Source organism: Shewanella sp. OMA3-2 (assembly GCF_021513195.1).
Taxonomy (GTDB): Bacteria; Pseudomonadota; Gammaproteobacteria; order Enterobacterales; family Shewanellaceae; genus Shewanella.
On the sequence record NZ_CP090974.1, the window covers coordinates 2024102 to 2039536 of the forward strand.

A 15435-nucleotide genomic window follows, 5' to 3' on the forward strand; every position below is an offset into this window, starting at 1 on the left:
GAAGTTCATGAATACGAAAACGCTTACTATCAAGTAAAAGACGACGTGTTAGAGTCTCTACCTTCTGAAGAAGAGTAGGCCTTGAACGAGGAATAATGGCCTGTATATTTAGGCTTACGCTCCAAGCGACAATGCAAAACACATTAAAATAGCAGCCTAGGCTGCTATTTTTTATTTTTGAATAGAGCGTGAATGATTGATAAATCTGAGATTAAAGATATTTCCAGTCAAAGTAATAAAACAGCCCTTTAGCCGCTAATACGACCTTTTTCAGGAATCACTTCTACAATAATCCATTTGTTGCCTTCCTTTTTCAGGCGTAATGTTCTGTCATCTACCCAAGGTCTTCCACCTTTAAGCCCTTCCATTTTTACAATAATGGTCACTTCGTCGGTAAACTTACGGAAAAAATCGATATCTATTTCATCAATGCTCATATTCACTTTGGTCATTGATAACCCCAGGACATGGCGTTGAACTGACGATGCGATATGATAATGTTGTAACACTTCACGTAACTCTGGGGTTACGTAAGGTAATGCTTTGCTGACATCTCTGTCGTTGTAAATAGCTTCAAAAAAATTTAAGGTGACGCTTTCTGGTGTTTGTGGGGCTTCACCTTTTTCAATGATTTTTTCACAACCCAATAAGGCTATGAAACTAAAAATAAATACAAATCTGAACATAACAATATGCTGTTCCTATAAAGATACTCAACAATGGATGAGAGGTTAGAGTATTAAAATGCCACTAAGACCTGCAATTTGTGCAAAACCTAGCCAAATGAATGAGTAATAGTATCTATAATTAAATTATCACTGGCAAGGTAAGTCTATAAATTGCTATGGTGAATCAAGGTAAACAATATATTCATTTTAAATCGCAGTATTTATGACAGCGAGTAGCTTTCTACATCTTCAAGGTTATCCACAGAATCTGTGGACAAGTATGTGTATGGATTAATGGTGGCTGATTAAGCTATTGTTTTTTATATTTTATATTACGTGGTTAAAAAGTACCTTTTACCTATTATTGATAGATATTATAAAGCACTGCTTACTAGCAGTGCTTTTTTGTTAGCTTAAATTATAGTTTTAAAACTAAAACTAAAACTAAAACTAAAACTTGGCTGTTGGCTAAGATTTGGCTTTAGCTTCATTTTGTGATGCTTGAATAGCCGTCAATGCGATAGTGTAAACAATATCATCGACTAACGCGCCGCGAGACAAGTCATTTACCGGTTTACGCATGCCTTGCAACATTGGGCCAATGCTCACCAAATCTGCACTACGCTGAACTGCTTTGTAGGTTGTATTACCTGTATTTAAGTCAGGGAAAATAAATACTGTGGCCTTACCTGCGACTGGACTATTAGGAGCTTTAGACATAGCAACATTAGGCATAACCGCAGCATCATATTGTAATGGACCGTCAATAATGAGATCAGGACGTTTTTCTTTGGCAATGCGAGTCGCTTCACGTACTTTATCTACATCAGAGCCCGTGCCAGAAGTCCCTGTTGAATAACTTATCATAGCAACACGTGGCTCAATCCCAAATGCTGCAGCTGATTCAGCAGACTGAATTGCAATGTCTGCTAATTGCTCTGGGTTGGGATCAGGGTTAATTGCACAGTCACCATACACAAGCACTTGATCTGGCATCAACATAAAAAAGATAGAAGATACTAAGCTTGAACCTGGCGCGGTTTTAATTAATTGTAATGGCGGACGGATAGTATTGGCTGTGGTGTTTATTGCTCCAGATACAATACCGTCTACTTCATTTTCAGCCAACATCATAGTACCGAGTACCATGTTATCTTCTAGTTGTTCTCTGGCTACGACTTCGGTTAAGCCTTTATGACGACGAATGTTAAGCATAGGTTCGACATATTTTTCACGGGCGATTTCAGGGTCAATAATTTCAACCCCTTCACCCAAAACCACATCTTGTAGTGACGCAATACGTAAAATTTCTTCTCTATTACCCAATAGAACACAGCGGGCAATACCGCGCTCGGCACAAATTGACGCAGCCTTAATGGTGCGAGGCTCTTCGCCTTCAGGCAGAACAATTTTTTTACGGGCAGCACGTGCGAGTTCTGTTAGTTTGTAACGGAAGGCTGGCGGTGATAAGCGATGTTCGCGAGTTGAATCTTGGGTGACACTTTCAATCCAGCTTTGGTCAATATGGCTGGCGACATATTCTTGTACTTTTTCAACTCGAACCGCATCATCGACAGGGACTTCATGATCAAAGCGTTGAATATTGAGCGAGGTTTGCCAGGTGTTACTGTCAATTAAAAATACCGGTAAACCTGTTTCGAAAGCTTGTTCGCACAATTTCATAATTTCAGGTTCAGGCTCATAACCACCGGTCAACAGTAACGCACCAATTTTAACGCCATTCATTGCCGCTAAACAGGCTGAGACGATAACATCGGATCGATCACCTGAAGTGACTAACAGTGAGTTAGTTTTAATATGGGTCACCATATTAGGAATTGAACGGGCACAAAAGGTAACACGGCGCATACGTCTAATATGCATTTCACCCGCATTGATAATTTTGGCATTTAAATGCTGTGCTAAATCTGATGCGCGAGGCGAAATTAAATCTAAATTAAATGGCACGCTACCCAAAATGCGTAATGGGCTTTTTCCTGGTAACTGGAACATACCCGCGGTATCACCGACTTTAACGTTGTTATGATCAAACACTTCTGACAAGTCTGGACGCGCACGCCCTTCATCATCGGTAGGAGCGCCAATTTTATTAATTATAGAGCCGATTACACGCTTATTTTTAGCGCCGCCCCATGAGTTATAGGAAATTTCTAAGCGGTTCATTAAGCCATTTGGGGTGTCATTACCTGGTGTTGCAATGAAAATAACATCTGCATCAAGTGCTTTGGCTATTTCATAGTTAATATCATCGGCAAATGGATGGCTGCGGGTAGGCACTAAACCTTCTACTACAATAATTTCAGTATTGGTAGCACATTCTGAGGCCCGCGCAATAATTTGTTCCATTAATACATCGATTTGCTCAGAGCGAATTAACGCTTCAGCGTGCTCCATACCAAATGGCTCTAACGGGTTAACGGTGGGCGAGTTGCTTAAAATCGTGGTCGAGCGTTCAGGACCTTTATCGCCAGAGCGTATCTGGGCAATGGGTTTAAAAAACTGTACTTTTACACCTTTACGTTCAAGTGCGCGCACCATACCTAAACTAAGTGATGTTAAGCCTACACCGATACCAATCGGAACAAGCATAATATTTCGAGACATATAAACCTCAATAATTTTTAATGAATAAAGTTAAATTTTAAAGCCGAGCTTGCTTAGTTTTTTTATGTTAGCTGAGCTGGTATTAACCGAGTCTACTTAGCTGATATTAACTTCACCGCATCTTCAGCAATAACCCACTCTTCATTAGTTGGGATAACCATAGCCACAGGGCTGTTTTCAGCGGTAATAATTCCGTCGTGGCCGAAACGCGCTGCTTTGTTTTTAGTATTATCGACTTTGAAGTTAAAAATAGCTAATAAATCCAACACCTTGGCGCGAATTAGGTCTGAATTTTCACCAATGCCCCCAGTGAAAATTATTGCATCTAAACGGCCTAATGGCACGGTATATGAGGCAATATACTTGGCTAAACGGTAGCAGAAAATCTCTAATGCCAATGTCGCGCCTTTGTGACCATCTTGATAGCCTTCTTCAATGCCACGACAATCGTTAGTCAGTTCAGAAATACCCAGTAGTCCACTTTGTTTATTTAATAGGTTATTGACTTCGGTGAGTGTGTATCCGAGTTGATTGACTAAATGAAAGATAATAGACGGATCCATATCACCACAACGCGTACCCATCACTAAACCTTCAAGTGGGGTGAGTCCCATTGAGGTATCGACACTTTTGCCGCCCTTAATAGCAGTAACCGATGCGCCATTACCTAAATGGGCAACAATAACATTGGTGTCGCTAATGTCTTTATTCAATACTTTTGCCGCTGCACGGCTGACATAGAAATGACTTGTACCGTGCATGCCATAACGGCGAATACTATGCTCACGATATAATTTATATGGCAGGGCATAAATATAGGCTTTTTCAGGCATTGACTGATGAAATGCTGTATCAAACACCGCCACTTGAGGCAATGTCGGAAATGAAGCTATCGCCGCTCGAATACCAATTAAATGGGCTGGATTATGAAGCGGGGCAAGTGATGCGCAATCTTCAATACCTTGGATGACATCGGGAGTAATAATCACTGAGCGGGTGAACTTTTCGCCACCATGGACAATGCGGTGACCAATCGCTTTAATTTGCGCAGCTAGCGCTGGCTGATCTGCAAGTATGATTCTTACAATATACTCAACGGCTTCTCTATGAGCTGTGAAAGCACCTAACTTGGCTTCATGTTTACCACCGTTGGCTTGCCATTTTATACGGGAATTATCAAGGCCAAAGCATTCAGCTAAACCTGAAATATGCTCTTCACCTGATTGAGCGCCAATAATGGCGAACTTTAACGAAGAACTGCCGCAGTTTAAAACTAATACTAAATTATCTGACACTAAATTATCTGACACTAAATTATCTGACATAATTAGACCTTGTAAATTTAAAAATAAATCGCTTTAAAGTACCGCACACATTTAAGCCATGCAGTGCTTATAATTTGTTTTAGCCAGTATTTTAGGCTGTTAATTTTGGGACATTCAGACTCAATATGCTATTGTTTAGTTATGTTCCATGATGTTAGGTAATTCTCTTTGGTACTGAATGTTGTCACGTTAATTCGCGACGGTAAAAAATACATGTCTACTTGGCCTATGGTGCGCCAATTGGGCTTTTATTTTCCTGAATATCGTATAGTTAAAGCGACCCAAATTGCTTTTTGGGCAATGCCTGTTATTGCCTTATTTTCTGCTTTTAGCCAAATTTATGTTCTAGGTTGGGAGCATTTGCCCCAAACTTTGGCGATGACCTTGTTTATTATCAGCTTACCTATTCAAGGCTTGCTCTGGCTTGGTTGGCGAGCACGTCATCCACTCCCCTTAAGTTTGTTTGATTGGAGCCATCAGCTCAGTCAAAGACTCAATCAAATGGGCGTAAATTGCCAGCCTTTAGGCGCTAAAGCATGTTACTTAGATTTTGCTAATTTACTTAATATTGCCTTTAACCGACTCGATAAACATTACTGGGAAGAACTATAAGCCATATTGGCATAAGATTATGTAACCATCTTAAACATGAGTTAAAAAATCGCTTCAATACCACGGTCGGTGAAAACTCGTTTAATGGATAACATGGTTTGCTCACTAGGTGGTGATAAATTGGCAAGAGATGATACTTCTCCATAGGCTTGCCATTTATGTTCACCTAGTTGGTGAAATGGCAATAACTCTACCTTTTCTACATTGCTCATAGGCTTGATAAACTCAGCCAGCTTAATAGCCGATTCAATATCATCCGTAAAACCATTGACTACCACATAACGTATCCAGGTTTTTTGCCCTCGTGTTGCCAGGTACTGAGCAAATTGCAATGTGCGTTGATTACTGACCTTGGTCAGTAAAATGTGAGTCGGGTCGTCCATATGCTTAATATCAAGCAACACTAAATCAGTGTTATCGAGTAATTCATTGATTACAGGGTCGTACTTTCTGACAAAACCATTAGTATCAAGACAAGTATGAATGTCTTTGTCCTTACAGGCTTTGAATAGCTCGGCAACAAATGCAGCCTGTAATATTGCTTCACCGCCGCTAGCTGTCACGCCACCACCACTGGCTTCTAAAAAGGGGCGGTAAGTAATAATTTGCGACATTAGCTCATTTACAGTAACGTCTTTACCAGCCTCTAAGTCCCAAGTATCACGGTTATGGCAATATTGGCAGCGCATTAAGCAGCCTTGCATAAAAGCAATATAGCGAATACCGGGACCGTCAACAGTGCCAAAGGATTCGATGGAGTGAATGCGTCCTGTTGCCATTTGATACTCTTTATCAATGATAGTAATGAACTAATATTCAATAAAAAAGCTGTATCGAATATTCGACACAGCCAATTTTAGCAGAGTTTATAAACCTTTAGTGAAGGTTCTGGTGATCACGTCTTGTTGCTGCTCAGTGGTCAGTGCGTTAAAACGAACTGCGTAACCAGATACTCGAATGGTGAGCTGTGGATACTTGTCTGGATTAATAATCGCATCTTCAAGCATTTCACGATTCATCACATTGACGTTCAAGTGTTGCCCCCCTTGTTGATGGTCGTTGTGCATGAAGTAGCCATCCATCAATGCCGCTAAGTTGTTACGACGAGCAGCATCTTCTTTACCGAGTGCATTTGGCACAATAGAGAAGGTATAGGAAATACCGTCTTGAGCATGCTCAAATGGCAGTTTACCTACGGAGGTTAATGACGCAATCGCGCCATTTTCATCACGGCCATGCATAGGGTTTGCACCTGGAGCAAAAGGCGCACCAGAGCGGCGACCGTCAGGGGTGTTACCGGTTTTCTTACCATAAACCACGTTAGAAGTGATGGTTAAGATTGACTGTGTTGGAATTGCGTTACGATACATCTTTTTATCGCGAATTTTCGCCATAAAACGCTCGACTAAGTCACAGGCAATATCATCAACGCGTGCATCATTATTACCAAATTTTGGATAATCACCTTCGATATTAAAATCAATGGCAATACCATTTTCATCACGAACCGGTTTTACTTTGGCAAATTTAATTGCTGATAGTGAATCCGCTGCAATCGATAAACCGGCAATGCCGCATGCCATGGTACGACGTACATCACGGTCGTGTAATGCCATCAACGATGCTTCGTATGAGTACTTGTCGTGCATAAAGTGAATGCTATTAAGTGCAGTGACATATTGGGTGGCTAACCAATCCATTTGCTTGTCTAAGCGACTCATCACATCATCAAAATCAAGCACTGCATCTGTAATCGCTGCGGTTTTTGGGGCAATTTGTTTCTTCAGTTTTTCATCAACGCCACCATTGATAGCGTAAAGCATGGTTTTGGCTAGATTTGCCCGTGCACCGAAAAACTGCATGTGTTTGCCGACAATCATAGGGCTAACGCAACAGGCAATTGCATAGTCGTCAGATTGGAAATCTGGACGCATTAGGTCATCATTCTCATACTGAATTGAGCTAGTATCGATAGTGACTTTGGCACAATAGCGTTTAAAGCCTTGTGGTAACTTAGTTGACCACAATACCGTGATATTGGGTTCAGGGCTTGGGCCCATGTTGTATAAGGTGTGTAAGAAGCGGAAACTTGATTTAGTCACCAAGGTACGACCGTCTACACCCATACCGGCGATAGATTCTGTTGCCCAAATAGGGTCGCCAGAGAATAACTCATCGTATTCAGGTGTACGTAGGAAGCGAACCATACGGAGTTTCATGACAAAATGGTCAACCATTTCCTGAGCTTGTTGTTCAGTAATGATGCCGTTTTTAATATCTCGTTCAATAAAGATGTCTAAAAATGATGAGGTACGGCCTAAAGACATGGCCGCGCCATTTTGACTTTTAACTGCGGCTAAATAACCAAAGTAAGTCCATTGAATCGCTTCTTTGGCTGAAGTAGCCGGTACTGAAATGTCACAACCGTACTTAGCAGCCATTACTTTCATTTGAGTCAGGGCGCGATATTGCTCAGAAATTTCTTCACGAAGTTGGATCACATTGTTTAAGTCTTCACCCGCTTCCATTTGAGCTTGTAAAGAAGTGAACTGAGCAAGTTTGTCGTGCATTAAATAGTCGATACCGTATAAGGCAATACGACGATAATCACCAATAATACGGCCACGACCATAAGCATCAGGTAAGCCTGTTAATATCCCCGATTTACGACACGCCATAATTTCAGGAGTGTAAACATCAAATACACCTTGGTTATGGGTTTTACGTAGCTCAGAATAAATGTAGTTCACATCACTGTCTAATTCACGGTTGTAAGCTTTACACGAGCCTTCAACCATGCGAATGCCACCATTAGGTAACATGGCACGTTTTAGTGGTGCATCTGTCTGTAAACCAACAATGGTTTCAAGTTCTTGATCAATATAACCCGCATCGTGGGATGTGATAGTTGACACCATTTTTGTGTCAAAATCGATTGGCGCGTGAGTAGTGTTTTCTTGTTTGATGCCTTCCATCACTTTATCCCACAAAGATAAAGTCGCATCTGTGGCATCGGCTAGAAAGGATTCGTCACCTTCATAAGGTGTGTAGTTATGTTGAATAAAATCTCGAACGTTGACTTGTGTTTTCCAGTCACCTGCGACAAAGTTATTCCAAGCATTTGCAAAAACCGTTGTTTTATCAGTCATGTCATGTCTACCTTTAAACTAATGAATCGATATACTGTTATGCAATTTTGCGGCTTTACATCAGTCATATTACCTTTGCTAACAGGTGATGAAATTCTTTTCAGGCTACTGTTTTTTATAAGGCGACCTGAATAATCTTGCCTTTTTATCACATCAACTCTACAGGACGAGTCTCTCTAGATGATTGATTACTGACTACTGACTTTATCAATACCATTGATGTGTTATTTATCTGAATAATTGGTAAGACCAATTTACCTTTGAATGGTATCACAGCATTTTAGTAATGCTATCTATTGGCTATGAATTTATGAAACCTTTAGTTGAAACTGTTAGCTAGCTAACAGTTTCAACATTGTGGTTGGCGACTTTATTGGGTTTTTATTAGTATTCTGTTTGTTGCGAGCACAACAGCTTTGGTTGAAAAGCGTATTTAAGCCATTTTTTAGCTTAATATTGATTATCGAAAAGGTAGGTTGTATTTGGTCTTACCATGTGGATTTTGCTTGTGTGAATATCATAGGCAATAGCGCAAAGAACTATAAGTCATTACTTAAGGGATAACTTATGGCTTACATAATACTGTTGTTGAGAGTCATAAATGAAACCTGAAACTACTTCAAGCACTTTGATGGCCAATCAAGATAGCGTGATTAACGCCGAAACATCCTTGTCTATTGCTGACAGCTATGGCATGCAAAAAGTCCAAAAGTCATCCTGGCAATCGTTCATTCTGGCGATATTTTCAGGAATGTTTATTGCAATCGCTTTCGTGTTTTATATTTCGGTTACCACAGGAAGTGAACTTGGTTGGGGGATGACACGCTTTATGGGCGGTATCGCGTTTAGTTTAGGCTTAATGTTAGTTATTGCCGCAGGGGGAGAGTTATTTACCAGCACTGTATTAACTAGCGTTGCTTGGGTAAATAAACAGATCACCATGAAGCAACAGTTACAATGCTGGGCACGAGTATATTTAGGCAACATGCTTGGCGCATTGTTGATGGTGCTGTTAATTATGTTAGGGCGCTTATTTGAGCTTGCTGATAATCAATGGGGCTTATCGGCACTGAACATTGCCCAGCACAAATTGCATCACACTTGGTTGCAAGCATTTGTATTAGGCATTTTATGTAATGTCCTGGTGTGTTTAGGTATTTGGATGACGTTTGCCACCAAAGACTTATTAACTAAATGTTTGTTAGTGATATTGCCTGTTGCCATGTTTGTTGCCGCAGGTTTTGAACACTGTATTGCTAACTTATTTATGCTGCCTTTTGGTATTGCAGTACAAAACTTTGCCCCAGATAGCTTTTTTATGGGATTAGAAATTAGCAGAGATCAATTTAGCGACATTAACTTAACCAATGCTATTTTTAATAATTTAATACCGGTGACGTTAGGTAATATTGTTGGCGGGGCGGTCGCAATTGGTTTAGGTTACTGGTTGGTTGAAAACGGCAGTTTTTCAGCAATGACCTCAACTGACAGCCTAAGTAAACCTGCGATAGAAACAGAAGTGGATTAGTGGCTAGCTTACAATGCTGGGTACTAAACTCTTAAAAAGTGTATTCCTCGCTGATTAGAAGCTTTATGACATGTGTTATTGGATTTTCTATGGGCATTGTTCGGAAAACAAAAAGCCTAGCATAAGCTAGGGTCTGTTGATCTTTGCTGGTTGAATTTTGTTCGAGTTAACAACGTTTTTAGCCGAACCCTTCGGGCAGCGTTTGTTGGTCATGTTTACTGCGTTATCGACTTTTTATGTAGAATAACGACATCACAAAGCCTCTGCCTTGTACAAATGATCAACAAATCGCTGCCAAAACAACCTTGAAAGATCAACAGACCCTAGGCTTTCAGTTAACTATCAAATCATTATTAGAACTGTCTGATGATAATCAATTACTGTACGTTTTCGCTTTCGCCAAATTCACCAGCAAATAACACAGATGATAAGTAACGCTCTGCCGCTGACGGTAAAATCACCACTATGGTTTTACCAGCAAACTCAGGTAATGCAGCAATACGATTAGCCGCTACAACAGCTGCGCCAGAAGAAATACCGACTAGAATACCTTCTTCTTTCATCAAGCGTAGTGACATTTCGATAGCATCATCATTACTCACCGCTTCAACACGGTCAACAACTGATAAATCTAAGTTATCTGGAATGAAACCAGCACCGATACCTTGAATTTTATGTGGACCAGGCTGAATTGGTTGGCCTGCTTTTGCTTGAGCAATAACAGGTGAGTCTACCGGCTCAACCGCAACAGAAATCACTTCTTTGCCCTGCGCTTTTAAGAAACGGCTAGTCCCTGTGATTGTACCGCCAGTACCCACACCAGCAACAAATACATCTACTTGGCCATCAGTATCATTCCAAATTTCTGGACCGGTAGTTTTCTCATGAATTTCAGGGTTAGCAGGGTTGCTAAATTGACCTAAAACCAAATATTTAGACGGGTCTGATAAACGAATTTCTTCTGCTTTATCAATAGCGCCTTTCATGCCTTTAGCACCTTCTGTTAAGACCACTTTAGCACCAAGTGCTTTTAACAATTTACGGCGCTCAAGACTCATGGTATTGGGCATAGTCAGGGTTAACTTATAACCACGAGCTGCAGCAACATAAGCAAGTGCGATACCTGTGTTACCTGAAGTAGGTTCGACTAATTCGATATCTTTAGTTAAGGTGCCTTTCTTTTCAGCATCCCATATCATATTCGCACCGATACGACATTTAACACTAAAGCTTGGGTTACGGGCTTCGATTTTAGCTAATACGTTACCGTTGCTGACGCGGTTTAAGCGAACGAGTGGAGTATTACCTAAAGTATATGAATTATCTTCGAAAATTTTGCTCATGAATGTGTACTCCTTTTTTGGCATTATCTAATCATAAACTGCAATAGATAATTTAGAAGTGAATATTTGTTATTCTTTATTCCTTTTGGTTATAAAAGACATTGCTGTTATGCTAATTATGCAGATTTGGTGGTCAATTTCCATACAGAGGATATGTGCTAACCCCTATATGGTCTGACCATCCAGCTATTTGGGACATATTAGTGAGACTATTTTTCTAGTTAGGACTAAAATGGCGTTAAGCGGCTAAATGTATGAATTCTTTTTCACAGATACATTTTTTGTGGTGACTGTATAAGCTCATTTGGGATGTTAATGGTTTTTGCTGTTCCAAATAGTAAGCGTTTAGCTCAATTAAATTAATAATGGTAAAGCATCATGATAAAAGTAGTTATTTCAGGTAGTGGTCTTTTTGTTCCTCCTTTTTCAGTTTCTAATGATGAGTTAGTTGCAAGCTATAACAGCTATGTGGATTTACATAATCAACAAAATTCACAGCAAATAGAAGAAAATGAACTTCAACCCTTGGCTTATTCATCAAGTGAATTCATCGAAAAAGCCTCGGGCATAAAAAATCGATACGTTATGGTAAAAGAGGGGATTTTAAACCCACAAATAATGATGCCATTGATTGCCGACCAAGCGTCTGATGAGTTGTCATTACAAGCCAGTATGGGTATTGAAGCTGCCAAGCAAGCGTTAGCTCAAGCAAAAGTGAATGCTGAAGATATCGATTTAGTGATTGTGGCCTGTGCTTATACTCAGCGGGCATATCCTGCTATTGCGATTGAAATCCAGCAACAGCTTGGTACTAAAGGTTTTGCCTATGACATGCTAGTGGCTTGCTCGTCAGCCACCTTTGCAATTGTGAGTGCAGTTAATGCGATTAAAGGGGGCACTGCAAAGCGCGTATTAGTGATTAACCCTGAACTGACCTCACCACAAAGTAATTTCAGAGATCGAGATAGTCATTTTATTTTTGGTGATGTGGCAACAGCGGTTGTGGTTGAAAGGCAAGACTTAGCACAAACAGAACATGCCTTTAATATTTTATCGACAAGCTGTATGACTGACTTTTCTAATAACATTCGCAGTAATTTTGGTTTTGTGAATCGTTGTGATCCTGATAATGCGAGTACTGCTGATAAGTTATTTCATCAGCAAGGGCGTAAAGTGTTTAAAGAGCTTTTGCCAATGATTTATCAGCATTTAGATAAACAATTCTCTGATGAGCAAATCAAACCTGAAGAATTTAAACGTTTGTGGTTACATCAAGCGAATATCAATATGAATATGTTTGTGGTTAAGAAATTATTGGGCGATGACGTAGACGAAACCACCGCACCGATAGTGCTTGATGAATTTGCTAATACCGCTTCGGCGGGTTCTGTTATTGCTTTTAACAAATTTAATAGCGATTTTAAAACCGGTGATCTTGGCCTACTTTGTTCATTTGGTGCCGGGTACTCTATTGGCAGTATCGTACTCGAAAAGTGTTAATTTTATAGGCGATAACATTGCAAATATTGTTTACCATGTCTAAGTAAGTAGACACATTAATAACAAGGCCGTAAGTGAAAACTTACGGCCTTTTTTATGTAGAATAACTACATCACAAAGTCTCTGCCTTGTACAAATGACCAACAAATCGCTGTAAAAACAACCTTGAAAGATCAACAGCCCCTAATATTTTAAGAATTTTTTTACTCAGTTCAATAGAGGTTTAGATGTTCTTTACAGGTTTATAGTAACCATGCATAGCTGACTTTCATAAAGTAGGTTCTGTCATTTTGAGTTAATGAATCAATCTCGTCGTCAGCTTTAAATGCATCTGAATAACCGATATAAAACACACTTTGTGGATTGAGCTTGTAGCCATACAGTAACTCATTACCTAAGTCTTGATATTTGGCATTGGGTTGTTGATAAATGTACAGGTTTGGATCTCTTTCTATGTCGGTATACACGCTGGTAAGGCGGATAAAGCTATTGAGGGTTATTTGCCAGTTGACCCGAATATCGGTTAGATTTGCGGTAAACAGTTTGCCGTTATCAACATCAAGCGTTTGATATCTATGGGATAAGTTCAGCACAATTGAATCGGTTACTTTCCATTCGACTTCTGGGTTGAACATAGTTAATGTGCCTAGGCGATCGTTGGCAAAATCGATGTTATCACCATAGTTTACATCTAATTCCAGCTTGATTGATTGCAGCGGCACAAAGTTGGTGTAAAACCAGCCAATAGTTTCATCAAACATTTGGGTGTTGTTGTTAATGTCGATGTTGGATGGGTTGTGACGTCTGCCAACGCGTTCACGCTGGGTTATACCTGACGCAATATAGCTTTGATATCCGCCTTCAAATTCAATAAACATTTCAGTTTCTTGCTCTAGCTTTTCACCTTTTTGGGTGTGAGTAATATCCCAGTCGCCACCCAACTGAATTTTACTAAAAAAGCTATTTGATGGATACCAGCGATAACCGCCACCGGCAACAAACTTGGCCGCATCAACCTTTTCAATAAAGCCTAAATCGGCTCTAAAATCATCACCAACAGATTCGTACTGTGTTGAGGCATACCATTCGCGACGATTATGCTGATAGGTTAGCTTGAACATATTGTCGCTAAATTGGCCTAGTTTATTGGTTCGCAGCACTCGTTCGTTATAGTCACAATTACTTAAATCACATTCTATGGGAGGAATTGTGCAATCATCCCCTTTACAGAATTGATTAAAGAACTTTTCAGGATATTCTGTTTGTGAAAATGCATATTGGGCAGTAAAGGTGTCTTGCTCTGTCGGCTGATATTTCATATCTGTGCTATAAACATAGTTATGATAATCATCAGATTGCTTGAGTGTCATGACCCCGCCAATAGATAATTGTTTACTAGCATCGTAACGATATCGTGTTGCTACGTTATAGCTTTCTTGATTAAGGGTAGCAATATCTGAGCTTAAATTACCAGGGACTAAAAACTGAGTTTGGATATCATTTGCCGCTAATACCCCTATAGTATGATCATCGGTTTTGCTGGTGAGTTTTACCCCGTAGTCAGGAGAGCTAATATTGCGGGTATGCAATAATTCCAGTTGGCTGTCAAAGTAGTCTTTGTTATCTAAAAAGAATGCGCGTTTTTCTGGATAAAACAGTGCAAAAGTATTGTTAACATCTAATTGGCCCGCATCTGATTCTACCTGGGAAAAATCTGGGTTAATCGTTGCATTTAATAATGTGGTTGGTGTTATGCCCCAACGTAAGTCGAGTCCTGCTTCAACGTCTGACTCAGCTTCCCAGGGGCCAGTAGGATTTAAGGGCCTTTGGTTGTTTTGGTTAGCGACAAGGGAGGGCGTAATTTGAATATCTTTGCCCTGTTTAGCGCCTTCTAACCCTTGTAAAATACCCAGCTGGCATAATTTACACGACACATTACGATCTATTTTATGGGTTGAAAAACGTTGATTCTCATGTCTAGGGTAAAAGCGGATAAACTCAACGCCCCATTTTTGAACGGCATTTGAATCATCAAAATTGAATAATCTAAGCGGCAGCTGTACTTCCACTTGATAGCCATTGTCGGTGATTTTACCTTTGCTGTACCAAATCCCATCCCAAGCATCACTTTCGTGGCCTGTCAGTTCGTTCTCAATGGAGTCACTTTGAACACCATAAGCGTTGATAAAAAATTGATAAGCTAATCGTGCATTATTGAATGTATCCAATTTGATGCCGACCATGTCATCACCCCAAGACTTGTCTCTGTCACGCAAATTGGCGCGAATAGCTTGTGGATTAGGATCATGGGCGGTAAAGGCAACATATAAACTGGTTTGCGAAGCAAATATTCTTGCGGTAGTCACCACTGGCGCAGCAACGTTTTCTGCTGGAGAGGTTTCAAATTTCAATTCAACTTCTTCAGCTAACAGCCATTGAGCTTCATCGAAGTCACCATCAATAATAATGCCATCGCTGAGCGTTGGTAGTGTGGCATGAAATTGATCACTACTGCCAGCAAAGGCGCTAAAGCTAATAAGTCCACTGAGTATTAATAGAGTTTTTGAGTAGTTGTTCACTGTTTATCTTGAATATTGTTATTTGTTTGCTGCATTGTCGCAAACAAACGCAATAATTCCGACCTTTAATGCTACAAAAAGACTGTCAAAATGTTACAAAACTTGT

The 15435-nt window shown here is 40.1% G+C and carries 10 protein-coding genes; 3 read left to right on the forward strand and 7 right to left on the reverse strand.

From position 1 onward, the window contains the following. Window positions 1-248: 248 nt before the first annotated feature. From L0B17_RS08960 to ackA, 3 genes are all read right to left on the reverse strand, one after another. Entirely contained in the window at window positions 249-686 is a 438-nt protein-coding gene (locus L0B17_RS08960) for a DUF4878 domain-containing protein (protein WP_235089448.1), read from the reverse strand. Between the two features lie 450 nt (window positions 687-1136). Further along, window positions 1137-3293 carry a phosphate acetyltransferase gene (gene pta / locus L0B17_RS08965; RefSeq protein WP_235089450.1) on the reverse strand — a complete coding sequence of 719 codons (2157 nt, stop codon included), beginning with the start codon at window positions 3291-3293 and terminating at the stop codon, window positions 1137-1139. 92 nt (window positions 3294-3385) lie between these two features. After that, a complete protein-coding gene (gene ackA, locus L0B17_RS08970) occupies window positions 3386-4588 on the reverse strand; it encodes an acetate kinase (protein ID WP_235089701.1) in 1203 nt (400 codons plus the stop codon). 198 nt (window positions 4589-4786) lie between these two features. Here ackA and yfbV point away from each other — a divergent pair, with 198 nt between their 5' ends. Then, the gene (gene yfbV / locus L0B17_RS08975; protein ID WP_235089451.1) at window positions 4787-5230 is read left to right on the forward strand and encodes a terminus macrodomain insulation protein YfbV; all 444 of its coding nucleotides are present in this window, start codon (window positions 4787-4789) and stop codon (window positions 5228-5230) included. Window positions 5231-5271: 41 nt separating this feature from the next. Here the strand turns inward: yfbV and pflA are convergent, their stop codons facing one another. Together pflA and pflB are read right to left on the reverse strand one after the other, a co-directional pair. Further along, window positions 5272-6009, reverse strand: coding sequence for a pyruvate formate lyase 1-activating protein (pflA, locus tag L0B17_RS08980; RefSeq protein ID WP_235089452.1), 738 nt, complete (start codon window positions 6007-6009; stop codon window positions 5272-5274). Between the two features lie 87 nt (window positions 6010-6096). Further along, complete coding sequence (pflB, locus tag L0B17_RS08985; protein WP_235089453.1) at window positions 6097-8379, reverse strand: formate C-acetyltransferase; 2283 nt, start codon at window positions 8377-8379, stop codon at window positions 6097-6099. A 601-nt stretch (window positions 8380-8980) separates the two neighbouring features. On the opposite strand from pflB, the gene focA reads away from it, so the two are divergent. Next, entirely contained in the window at window positions 8981-9907 is a 927-nt protein-coding gene (gene focA, locus L0B17_RS08990; RefSeq protein WP_235089454.1) for a formate transporter FocA, read from the forward strand. A 377-nt stretch (window positions 9908-10284) separates the two neighbouring features. On the opposite strand, the gene cysK is transcribed toward focA, so the two are convergent. After that, on the reverse strand, window positions 10285-11250 hold the full coding sequence (gene cysK, locus L0B17_RS09000) for a cysteine synthase A (RefSeq protein WP_235089456.1): 966 nt from the start codon (window positions 11248-11250) through the stop codon (window positions 10285-10287). A gap of 378 nt (window positions 11251-11628) precedes the next feature. On the opposite strand from cysK, the gene L0B17_RS09005 reads away from it, so the two are divergent. Beyond that, entirely contained in the window at window positions 11629-12750 is a 1122-nt protein-coding gene (locus L0B17_RS09005; RefSeq protein WP_235089457.1) for a beta-ketoacyl-ACP synthase III, read from the forward strand. Between the two features lie 242 nt (window positions 12751-12992). On the opposite strand, the gene L0B17_RS09010 is transcribed toward L0B17_RS09005, so the two are convergent. After that, window positions 12993-15329 carry a carbohydrate binding family 9 domain-containing protein gene (locus tag L0B17_RS09010; RefSeq protein WP_235089458.1) on the reverse strand — a complete coding sequence of 779 codons (2337 nt, stop codon included), beginning with the start codon at window positions 15327-15329 and terminating at the stop codon, window positions 12993-12995. Window positions 15330-15435: the final 106 nt, after the last annotated feature.

Excerpts from the sequence above, each read along its gene's own strand:
- L0B17_RS08960 (WP_235089448.1), bottom strand. The coding sequence starts at position 686 with ATGTTCAGATTTGTATTTATTTTTAGTTTCATAGCCTTATTGGGTTGT.
- pta (WP_235089450.1), bottom strand. The coding sequence starts at position 3,293 with ATGTCTCGAAATATTATGCTTGTTCCGATTGGTATCGGTGTAGGCTTA.
- pflA (WP_235089452.1), bottom strand. The coding sequence starts at position 6,009 with ATGGCAACAGGACGCATTCACTCCATCGAATCCTTTGGCACTGTTGAC.
- pflB (WP_235089453.1), bottom strand. The coding sequence starts at position 8,379 with ATGACTGATAAAACAACGGTTTTTGCAAATGCTTGGAATAACTTTGTC.
- focA (WP_235089454.1), top strand. The coding sequence starts at position 8,981 with ATGAAACCTGAAACTACTTCAAGCACTTTGATGGCCAATCAAGATAGC.
- cysK (WP_235089456.1), bottom strand. The coding sequence starts at position 11,250 with ATGAGCAAAATTTTCGAAGATAATTCATATACTTTAGGTAATACTCCA.
- L0B17_RS09005 (WP_235089457.1), top strand. The coding sequence starts at position 11,629 with ATGATAAAAGTAGTTATTTCAGGTAGTGGTCTTTTTGTTCCTCCTTTT.